Annotated in this window: 3 protein-coding genes and 1 pseudogene; all 4 read left to right on the top strand. The window is 35.6% G+C overall.

All coding sequences use genetic code 11. The features are described 5' to 3' along the window. The first annotated feature begins 934 nt into the window (after positions 1–934). Positions 935–5,908: a DEAD/DEAH box helicase gene (locus ACFINI_RS08975; RefSeq protein WP_375647892.1), complete on the top strand. Its 4,974-nt coding sequence runs from the start codon at positions 935–937 to the stop codon at positions 5,906–5,908. A 1,554-nt stretch (positions 5,909–7,462) separates the two neighbouring features. Next, positions 7,463–8,200 carry a hypothetical protein gene (locus ACFINI_RS08970; protein WP_375632688.1) on the top strand — a complete coding sequence of 246 codons (738 nt, stop codon included), beginning with the start codon at positions 7,463–7,465 and terminating at the stop codon, positions 8,198–8,200. A gap of 82 nt (positions 8,201–8,282) precedes the next feature. Continuing rightward, positions 8,283–8,861: a hypothetical protein gene (locus tag ACFINI_RS08965; protein ID WP_375647886.1), complete on the top strand. Its 579-nt coding sequence runs from the start codon at positions 8,283–8,285 to the stop codon at positions 8,859–8,861. A 113-nt stretch (positions 8,862–8,974) separates the two neighbouring features. After that, positions 8,975–9,330: pseudogene (locus ACFINI_RS08960) on the top strand (hypothetical protein); the annotation flags it as partial.

The following is a 9,330-nucleotide window of genomic DNA, read 5'->3' as shown; positions in this document are numbered from 1 at the left end:
CTTCATGGAACCGCTAATAAATCCACTCAAAACAGCCACTGCCCTATGACGCTTTTAACAAAAGCACATGCCTCTGTAACCAAAAAAGTGACACCCAAAAACTGCTTTATTTTAATTGCTGAAGATTTCTCCCCCACATTTATATAAAGAAGCCTCTAAACAAAACTGTTTAGCCCGTCAATGGTTAATACATCAATATCCCCAGTTTAATGCTACAATATATTTATCAATAATTAGAGATAAATTCACTCTCCAGCTCCTCTAAGCCACTCAACACGCATATAAACGAGACATCATCCTATCAAGCACATCCTGTCGTCAAAAACCATCATAGAAAACAATAAGAAATCTCTTTTAAAACTTTCTACTCAAATAGGCAAAACTCTCTGTACAGCGCATTAAGCAACCTTTCTCCAAAGATAATGATCTGAACAGAAGAGTTTTGTCCAGTGCTGTCAGTGTTGTCAGTTCTTTTTAGAGCCTATATTATTTTTTTAAATGAGAGAAAATTAAAAACATTATATTTCAATATGTTAGCATTTTAACGATACAACCTATATCGACAATACAACCTTAAATACAATCAATAATATATATTTGTCAGTTTGTGTCTGTAAATTGAACTGACAAACTAGATTATTTTAGTGACTCATAAAACCTATCAAAATACTCATTATGATATCTTAAAAGCACATATCAAATTTGTCTTTTTTCCATAAAATAAACAGAAAATTTCACTATTTTGCTGATCTTATCCTATGCCATGGGCTGTGGATAAGTACCTTTAAAAACTCTTTTGAAAAAAATTTATCCGTTTTTTCGCATTTTTCTGCATTTTTTTCACCATTTACTCAAAATGGATTTAATAAGCTTCATTTTGATTCTTTTGAAGAGAATTAATCAATAGAATATATTGTCATGGAGTTTATTCTTTATGCTTCGCCCTCATCATTATGATCATGAACATGTCTCTTTACGCTCTCTCTTGGAATATTATCGTCAACAAGCAAAATCACCCCGTGAATTGGGAACGCTGTTTGAAAACCTTGTCATGGCTTATCTTATGTATGACCCTCTCCATTTTGGACGATATGAAACGGTTGAGAGCTATTATGAATGGGCTAAAGAGCGTGAAGGTTGGAATAAAAATGATATCGGCATTGATCTGGTGGCAAAGCTTCGCAATCAAGAGGGATATGTGGCTATTCAATGTAAGTTTTATAAAGCTGACCATCAGATCAGTAAAAAAGATATTGATAGCTTTATCGCTGCCTCTGGAAAAGACATCTTTAAATATCGTCTTCTCGTCGATACCACGGAAGTGGAATTAAGTGACAATGTGAATGCCATGATCAAAGGACAAGCGATACCCGTTTATCGCATTGACCTTCGTCATATGGAAAACAGTCGTATAGATTGGCAAATATTTGCAACTAAAAAAGAAATTGTTCTTAAATCAATAAAAGAGCCTCGTCCCCATCAAGAAGAAGCCATCAAGAAAGTCTGTGAAGGTTTAAAAGAAGCAGACCGTGGCAAGCTGATCATGGCATGTGGTACGGGGAAGACTTTCACCAGTTTGAAGATAGCAGAAACCCTTGCTGGGAAAGGCAAGCGTGTTTTGTTTCTGGTCCCTTCTCTGGCTTTAGTCTCACAAACAATCCGTGAATGGACAGCCGATGCACAAGTCCCTTTGCGTTCTTTTGCTGTGTGTTCGGATACAAAAGTAGGCAAGCGTCGTAAGAACCAAGATGATATTGTTGGCATGGAAACATCAGATCTTGTTCTCCCTGCTACCACGGATGCCCAAACCCTTGCCAAAGAAGCTTGCGAAAACCTAGCAGATGCAATGACGGTGGTGTTTTCAACTTACCATTCTATCCAAGTGATTTCAGATGCGCAAAAAGAGCATGGTTTACCCGAATTTGATCTAATCATTTGCGATGAAGCACATAGAACAACTGGGGCTGTGTTAGGAACAGACAAGCGTGAATCTGAATTTATCAAGGTTCATGATAACAGAATCATTCGGGGTAAAAAACGTCTATATATGACAGCAACCCCCAAAATCTTTACAGATAAGATAAAAAGGAAAGCTGACCTATCTGATACTGTTCTTGCCTCTATGGATGACGAAAAAATTTATGGCAAAGAACTGCATCATTATACATTTGCGGAAGCTCTAGAACATAAACTGTTATCACCTTGTAAAGTTATCATATTAGTTGTCAATGAAAAAGAAGTAAGCCAATCCATTCAACATCTTATTACCGATAAGAATTATGAACTTATTCTTGACGATAGGACCAAGATTAATGGCTGTTATAGAGCCCTTACCAAAATGGATCTGAAACTTGATCTTGAAGATGACCCCAATCCCATGCGTAGAGCTTTAGCATTTTGCAAAGATATTGATACTTCTAAACGCATATGCAAGGAATTCAAAAAAGAAAAAGTTCAAGAATCTTTGCACGCCCTTCATAAAAACTATAAAGATACTCCCCCTCTTAACTGTACTCTTGCCCATATTGATGGAACCTTTAGTGCTAAAGAGCGTACAAAACAACTTGACTGGTTAAAGGAAGATGCGGGGGAAAATACGTGTCGTGTGCTAACCAATGTACGCTGTCTTTCTGAGGGTGTTGATGTTCCTGCTCTTGATGCTGTTCTATTCTTACACCCGCGAAAAAGTCAAATTGAGATTATTCAAGCAATAGGCCGTGTCATGCGTCGAGCAGAGGGTAAGAAAAGAGGCTATATCATTCTACCCGTTGGAGTACCGGCTGGCATTCCACCAGTACAAGCCTTGGAAAATAATCCAAAATATGATGTCATCTGGCAAGTCGTCAATGCTTTGCGTGCCCATGATGAGAGTTTTAATAAAATAATCCACCATATGTCCATAAAACAGGACGTAAGCTATGCCCTTGATATTATTGTTCCTTCTCAAAAGGCTACCTCAGAAGATACAACTGTGGTTATTGATGACTTACCTATACGCTCAAAATCAGAATATTCAGGACTGAACATTGGATCACCAACTTATGAATCCTTTCACGGATATAAACCAGAAGAAGAATTATCCCTTTTTTCTCAATATCCGGATGTCATTAGAGCAGCTATTGTTAAGAGAAATTACGACCCTAGCTATTGGAAAAGATGGGCAACCAATGTTGCTGATCTTGCTCAAAATCATATCACACGCTTAACCGAAGTTTTAACAAAATCAGAAACGGAAACGCGGCGGGTGTTTAATGGTTTTATGACCGAATTACGTAACAATTTAAACACGACCCTCTCCGAAGAAAATGCGATTGAAATGCTTGCACAACATCTTGTGACGCGTCCAGTCTTTGATGCTTTGTTTGAGGGGCATCAGTTTGTTCAAGAAAATCCCGTCTCTTGTGCTTTACAACGTGTACTTAATATCCTTGATAAAGTTACTCTTAAAGAAGAATCTCAAGATTTCAGAACTATCTCTAGGAATGTACAATTTTACACACGAGGAACTACAAGTCTTGAAGCACAACAAAACTTAATTGTAAAGCTTTATAATGAATTTTTCCGTCATGCTTTTCCGCGTACGGTAGAAAAATTAGGAATTGTCTATACGCCCATTGAGGTTGTGGATTTTATCATTCATTCTGTTGATGATGTTTTACGCAATGAATTTGGAAAAAGCCTTGGTTCACGGGGTGTCTCTATTCTTGACCCTTTCACGGGAACGGGTACCTTTATTACACGGCTTTTACAATCAGATCTCATCAAACCAGAGGATATGGAATATAAATACCGTTATGATATCCATGCCAATGAGATTGTCTTACTTGCCTATTACATAGCAGCGATTAACATTGAATCGACCTATCATAGTATCATGAAAGGAGAATATATCCCTTTCAAGCATATTGGTTTGACTGATACGTTTCGGATGCTTGAAGAAAAGAATCTGCTGCAAAAATTATTCAAAGAAAACAGTGAATATTTAGAGCATCAAAAGAAACTGGATATCGAAGTTATTTTTGGTAACCCTCCTTATTCGATAGGACAAAAAAGCGAAAACGACAATGCAAAGAACACTCCCTATCCCATATTAAATAAACGTATTGGTGACACTTATGCCGCTCATTCAAAAGCAAGTCTTATGCAGGCGCTTTATGATAGTTACATCCGCGCCATTCGCTGGGCAAGTGACCGTATAAAAGACCGTGGTGTGATTGGTTTTGTTACAAATGCAAGTTTTATAGATACAAAATCTATGGATGGCTTACGCAAATGCCTCGTTGAAGAATTTAGCAGCCTTTATATTTTCCATTTACGTGGTAATCAACGAACCTCTGGAGAACTTTCTCGCAAAGAAGGTGGAAAAATTTTTGGTGAAGGTTCTCGTGCCCCTATAGCGATTTCTATTTTGGTTAAAAATCCAAATGCACAACAACATGGGAAAATATATTTCCGTGATATTGGAGATTATCTCAATAGAGAAGAAAAGCTTAAGACAATTAAAAAATTTGGTAGCATTAATGGTATTACACGGAGTAAACAAGGTTGGCAAATAATTACACCGGATAGGCATAATGATTGGATAAATCAACGTGATGACAGTTTCAAGACATTTCTAGCTTTAGGTGTTAAGAAAGGTCATGATACAAAGCTTTTTGAAACTTATTCCTGTGGCGTTCTAACCAGTCGTGATGCGTGGGCATACAACTCAAGTCGTAATGCTTTATCAAAAAACATGTACAACATGATTAACTTCTATAATAGCGAAGTGGAGCGCTTTAACGAAGCTTATGGACATGTTGATCGCAAAATACGTGAAAAGGCTATAGACAATTTCGTTAACGCTGATGCTACAAAGATCAGTTGGAGTAGTACTCTTAAACGAGAATTTATAAGAGAAAAATTATTTGAGTTCGAGGAGACGTGCTTTATTCAAAGTATTTATCGCCCTTTTACAAAACAATGGCTCTATTATAATCGTGCTTTCAACGATAGAGTTTCCATAATGCCATGTATATTTCCTATAGGAAAATCAGTTGAAAATAAAATGATACAACTTACAGGCATAGGAGCAAAAAAAACCTTTTCTGTTCTTATGATTAAAGCTGTGTCTGATTATCAGGTGATAGAAAACGGTCAATGCTTTCCGCAATATCTTTATGAAGATATTGTATCCTTAAAAGAGAAAAGTGAAAAGCAATCCCATTTATTTACAAACTCTATAGAGGAAAACAAAACAGCTGGTTTACAACGCCGTGATGCCATTACGGATGAAGGATTAGCACATTTTAAAGCCGCTTATCCTAATGAAACTATCACTAAAGGTGATCTATTTTATTATGTTTACGGGATTTTGCATTCAGAAGATTACCGCACCCGTTATGCTGATAACCTCTCTAAAGAATTGCCTCGTATCCCTTGTGTAAAGAGCACTGAAGATTTTTGGAAATTTGTAACTGCAGGGCGTGAACTGGGGCATTTGCATATGAACTATGAAACTGTAGAACCTTATCCTGTAACCTTTAAAAAAGGTGATCCAAAACTCACTGATATCCCTAATCCTGAAAAATTCTATTATGTTACAGAAATGAATTTTTTTGGGAATAGTAAAGTAAAAGATAAATCGACAGTTTTTTACAACAGCAATGTCACAATGACAGATATCCCTCTTGAAGCTTATGAATATATCGTCAATGGTAAACCCGCTCTTGAATGGGTTATGGAACGGCAATGTGTAAAGACTGATAAAAAGAGCGGCATTGTTAATGATGCCAATCGCTATGCTGTTGAAACCGTTGGAAACCCTGCTTATCCTTTGGAGTTGTTTCAAAGGGTTATTACCGTAAGTTTAGAAACAATGAAAATCGTTAAGAACTTACCAAATTTGGTATTAAGAGAAACTGAATAACTTATAAAGCATGCTTACAAATGGGTATGATAAACTCGTAAGGGGTATAGAGCTTATAACTGTAGTCTATACCCCTTTATACATTGCTTGCATACAATCTTTAAAAGGATAATTTATCATGCGTTATTCTAAAAAGAAGAAACTTGCACTTTTAGATACTCTTATTTGGATTGCCTTTAAGAGGTTATATCGTAATCTAAAATGAGTGCTTTATTGTTTTCAAAAGCTTTGTTTAAGGAGAGTTATATATATATATTCATTTTGCTTATAGGTTTTGAAGGTGTAAAAATCGTCAAAACCCCCTCAAAACGTATATTATTAGTTGAATTTATAGGTTGTGTTATCAATATGGGTTGTTTTTTTAAGATCTGTAAAATCTTAACCTATTGAAAAATAACGTTTTTGCTTTTTATCGTTTTTTTTACATAATAGCAGCAACCCTCAAAACTCAAAACCCCTTCAAAACTCATAACCATAATGATTTTGATAGCATTTCATATGAGTTACAAGCTATCTTTTGAAAGGCTTTAAAGGGTCATACGCTTTTCATAAGACACGTTTTAATGACTCACTAAAATGATCACTTTTGTCAGTTCAATTTACTGACACATAACTGACAAAATATATATTTACAGTTGTATTTATGGGGTGCATCTTAATAAGGGTTGTATCATTAAAATACTAACATATTGAAATATAATGTTTTTAATTTTTCTCATTAAAAAAAATGATATAGGTTCTAAGAAGAACTGACAAAAATGACAAAAGTTTATTAAAAGGGATTTTGCTCATCTCTATAATGATCAGTTTCTACTGAGATGTTTTCATAACAGACAATAAATCGCAATTATCCTATTTATCGTTTCTCTTATGAAAATGAAAAATGATGCCATGACTATAAAGAACATAACAGCTATAAAGAATGCGTAAAAACAGTAAACTTGAATACTCATATGCAAATGAAAGCATTTGTTTATAAAGACAGTCCCTATAAAGGCTGTTAAGTCTAAAATGTGCTATTAAAAGAAATTAACAGAAATCTTAAAATTCATTTAGCAACAAAATTGATAGGTTATAAAGTTTAAAATACGCATTATGAGAGCGTTTCTAAATATTATAAATTTATAGATTCAGAAAATAACGCAATCTTTTAAGAAATCCAATAATATAGCTTTAAAAGCATATAAATATAAAAGAAGCAACTAATAGGCATAAGATATTATCAATACACAACATATTTAAAAAAATACAAAAAATATCAAAAAAGATAAAATATTGTTTGACAATAAATACGTATTTTGTTATGTAAATACTTAAGTGATTCAAAACACTAAACATACAGTGGATAAACAACCAAAATTGTTTACTTCCTCTACAAAATTCGATTATTACAACGCTTTATATTATAAGTGTATGTATTTATGTCGGGTGTGCTTATGCCATACAATACCCTTATGGGAAAAGCATAGCAACGGACTGTATGCCGTGTTTTGAACGCCCGGCGCCCTTTATAGGCTGTCAATTCAAAACTTTTAAAAACATACAGGTTTAAATATGACAAATATCTCAAAAAACACCCCCGTTAATAAGAAAAAAACATCTAAAAAATATGAGTTTACTGGCGAAATGGATTTTGTGACTGGTCTCATATTATACCGTATACGTGCTTTAAGAGATTTTGGGGATGTCAAAGCTGGCGATCTTGGGGGGTATATTGAAAACGAAAGTAACTTATCTCACAAAGGCAATTGCTGGGTTTATGACAAAGCGCGCGTCTTTCAAAATGCAAGGGTTTCAGGGAATGCTAAAGTAAAAAGCTTTTTTGTAGACGTTTGTGGGAATGCAAAAATTTATGGGAATGCTATTTTTGAAGGCATGTTATTAAAGGACAATGCAAAGCTTTATGGAAATGCTCATGTTCGCAATGCCGTTGTAATTGAAGGCAATGCACAAATTTATGATAACGCCCGTGTCACTGATCATGCTCATATTTCCGATAATGCCGTGATTTGTGATGATGCTCATATCGGTGGCAATGCAAAAATAAGCGGCGCTGCTCATATTTGTGATGGCTCGCGTGTTTTTGATGATGCCGTGGTTTGTGGGGCTCTTATCTCTGGCGATTCTTATGTTCATAGCGCCGCCTCTTTAACTGCTGATGATCATATTTGGGATGAGGCATATCCAGAATTTGGGAGTGAAGATGATTATTACCGTCATGAATATTATGCTGATTGTGAGTGGTATTATGACGATTATAATGACAGCGAATATGAAAATGATGCTGCGTAAATAACGCGCAGGCGCGGCGGGGGCGTCCCTCTTTAAAACATCTCATTCTAAAATTTAAATCTCTTTATACAGGAATTGTGCCATGCAAAAGAAGTTTGCACTCACAAATGAGACACGTGTAATTAGTAATCAAATTCTTTATCGTATCCAAGCATTAAAAGACTTTTCTGATGTTAAAGCTGGTGCCATGGGTGGCTTTATTGAAAAGGAAGATAACCTCTCTCATGAGGGAAATTGCTGGGTGTATGATGAGGCTCTTGTGTTTAAAAATGGTCACGTTTATGAAAATGCAAGGGTTTTTGGCAATGCTATCATTTGTGGTCATATCTATGGTCATGCGCGGGTTTATGACAATGCTATCATTGCTGGCTATGTTTATGATAATGCCCATGTTTATGGCAATGCTGTTATTTCTGATAATTCCCATGTTTATGGTAATGCACATGTGTATGGCAAGGCTATTATTTATGATAATGCCTATGTTTATGACAATGCTAGGGTTTATGAAAATGCTCGTATAGCAAATAACGTGCATGTTTATGAAAATGCCAATATTCATGGAATTGCTGTTATTCGTGAAAATGTCGGCGGGTCTACTAAAATAAAAACCTATACTGAACGTCTCTCTCCTTATGGTGAATTAGAGATTGTCTGGGTCTAATCAATAAAGCAGTGTAAATGAAAGCACGGGCGCGGCGGGGGCGCCCCTCTTTCAAATTTTCCCATTCCAAATTTTATCAAATGTTTATCACATTAAATTGTGAGGGTATCTCTATGTGCAAAAAATACGAATTAACCAGTGAAATCAAAAAAATCAAACATGCTCTTACTCGAAATATTATAAACCTTTATCGCATTAAAGCTTTAAAAGATTTTGATGATGTACAGGCGGGGTCTTTAGGCGGCTTTATTGAAAAGGAAGTTAACCTATCCCATGATGGTAATTGCTGGGTGTATGATGAGGCTTGTGTCTATGGTCATGCAAGAGTGTATGAAAATGCAAAAATACGGCATTTTTCTCAAGTCTGTGGTCAAGTTTATGGCAATGCTGAGGTCTATGGAAAAGCTTTTATCTCTCAATATGCTAAAGTTTATGACCATGCTTTTGTCTATGGCAATGCTCATGTTTA

It is taken from the genome of Bartonella sp. AA56HLJMS, assembly GCF_042197145.1.
In the GTDB taxonomy this organism is placed as follows: domain Bacteria; phylum Pseudomonadota; class Alphaproteobacteria; order Rhizobiales; family Rhizobiaceae; genus Bartonella.
The sequence above is the reverse complement of the archived record's forward strand: the minus strand, read 5'-3'. Positions and strand labels throughout refer to the sequence as shown.

What these genes read in the sequence shown, in the direction of transcription:
- ACFINI_RS08975 (WP_375647892.1), top strand. Translation starts at nt 935, where the DNA reads ATGCTTCGCCCTCATCATTATGATCATGAACATGTCTCTTTACGCTCT.
- ACFINI_RS08970 (WP_375632688.1), top strand. Translation starts at nt 7,463, where the DNA reads ATGACAAATATCTCAAAAAACACCCCCGTTAATAAGAAAAAAACATCT.
- ACFINI_RS08965 (WP_375647886.1), top strand. Translation starts at nt 8,283, where the DNA reads ATGCAAAAGAAGTTTGCACTCACAAATGAGACACGTGTAATTAGTAAT.